Source organism: Kitasatospora sp. NPDC041917, from assembly GCF_055589745.1.
The window spans coordinates 1-1,833 of the sequence record NZ_JBVJBI010000105.1 but is presented as its reverse complement, the minus strand read 5'-3'; the positions used below and the strand labels follow the sequence as shown (position 1 = coordinate 1,833).

The 1,833-nt window shown below is 72.0% G+C and carries 3 protein-coding genes; all 3 read left to right on the top strand.

Features of this window, described 5'->3' with window-relative positions; genetic code table 11:
• Window positions 1–31: 31 nt before the first annotated feature.
• A complete protein-coding gene (gene cysC / locus ACZ6EM_RS40340; RefSeq protein ID WP_465774672.1) occupies window positions 32–550 on the top strand; it encodes an adenylyl-sulfate kinase in 519 nt (172 codons plus the stop codon).
• Window positions 547–1,485 (top strand): sulfate adenylyltransferase subunit CysD, encoded by a 939-nt coding sequence (gene cysD, locus ACZ6EM_RS40335; RefSeq protein WP_465774671.1) that lies wholly within the window; start codon window positions 547–549, stop codon window positions 1,483–1,485. The genes cysC and cysD overlap by 4 nt, the downstream gene beginning before the upstream one ends.
• 2 nt (window positions 1,486–1,487) lie before the next feature.
• Window positions 1,488–1,833 (top strand): GTP-binding protein (locus ACZ6EM_RS40330; RefSeq protein WP_465774670.1); only part of this gene is annotated, 346 nt, incomplete at its 3' end.

The window sequence follows — 1,833 nt, the reverse complement described above, 5'->3', positions numbered from 1 at the left end:
CGCGGCCGCCCCCTGCGAGCGCGGCGCCACCGTGTGGCTGACCGGGCTGCCGAGCGCGGGCAAGACCACGCTGGCCTTCGCCCTGGCCGAGCGACTGCGCGCCGAGGGCCACAAGGTCGAGGTCCTCGACGGCGACGAGATCCGCGAGTTCCTCTCCAAGGGCCTCGGCTTCACCCGCGAGGACCGCCACACCAACGTCACCCGCATCGGCTACGTCGCCGAGAAGCTCGCCGCCAACGGCGTCAAGGTCCTCGCCCCGGTCATCGCCCCGTTCGCCGACTCCCGCGCCGCGGTGCGCGAACGGCACGCGGCCGCCGGCACCGACTTCCTGGAGATCCACGTCGCCACCCCGGTCGAACTGTGCGCCGAACGCGACGTCAAGGGCCTCTACGCCCAGCAGGCCGCCGGCGAGATCACCGGCCTCACCGGCGTCGACGACCCCTACGAGGCCCCGGAGCACCCGGAGCTGCGCCTGCAGACCCGGGGCCGCGAGGTCACCGAGTCCGCCGCCGAACTGCACGCCTTCCTGACCGAACGGGGCCTGGCATGACCACCGTGACCGACACCTTGGTCCGCACGGACGACAACCCCTTCGCGCTGTCCCACCTGGACGCGCTGGAGGCCGAGTCGGTGCACATCTTCCGCGAGGTCGCGGGGGAGTTCGAACGCCCGGTGATCCTGTTCTCCGGCGGCAAGGACTCCATCGTCATGCTGCACCTGGCCCTCAAGGCCTTCGCCCCCGCACCGGTACCGTTCTCCCTGCTGCACGTCGACACCGGGCACAACTTCCCCGAGGTCATCGACTACCGCGACCGCGCCGTGGCGCGGCACAACCTGCGCCTGCACATCGCCCACGTCCAGGACTTCATCGACCGCGGCGTGCTGCGCGAGCGCCCCGACGGCACCCGCAACCCCCTGCAGACCGTGCCGCTGCTCGACGCGATCGAGACGGGCCGCTTCGACGCCGTGTTCGGCGGCGGCCGCCGCGACGAGGAGAAGGCCCGCGCCAAGGAGCGCGTCTTCTCCCTGCGCGACGAGTTCGGCGCCTGGGACCCCCGCCGCCAGCGCCCCGAACTCTGGTCCCTCTACAACGGCCGCCACGCCGTGGGCGAACACGTACGCGTCTTCCCGCTGTCCAACTGGACCGAACTGGACGTCTGGCAGTACATCGAGCGCGAGGGCATCGAGCTGCCGGAGATCTACTACGCGCACGAGCGGGACGTCTTCGCCCGCTCCGGCATGTGGCTGACCGCCGGCGAGTGGGGCGGCCCCCGGGAGGACGAGCCCGTGGAGCGGCGCCTGGTCCGCTACCGCACCGTCGGCGACATGTCCTGCACCGGCGCCGTCGACTCCGACGCCACCACCATCGAGGCCGTCATCGCCGAGATCGCCGCCTCCCGCCTCACCGAGCGCGGCGCCACCCGCGCCGACGACAAGATGTCCGAGGCCGCGATGGAAGACCGCAAGCGCGAAGGGTACTTCTAGACATGAGCACCACCACCCCGGAAGCCACCAGCGCCCAGCACACCGCCGCCGCGACCTCGCTGCTGCGTTTCGCCACCGCCGGTTCCGTCGACGACGGCAAGTCCACCCTGGTCGGGCGGCTGCTGCACGACTCCAAGTCCGTCCTCGCCGACCAGCTGGAGGCCGTCGAGCACGCCTCCCGCAGCCGCGGCAAGGAGGCGCCGGACCTCGCCCTGCTCACCGACGGCCTGCGCGCCGAACGCGAGCAGGGCATCACCATCGACGTCGCCTACCGCTACTTCGCCACCCCCCGACGCCGCTTCATCCTCGCCGACACCCCCGGCCACGTGCAGTACACCCGCAACATGG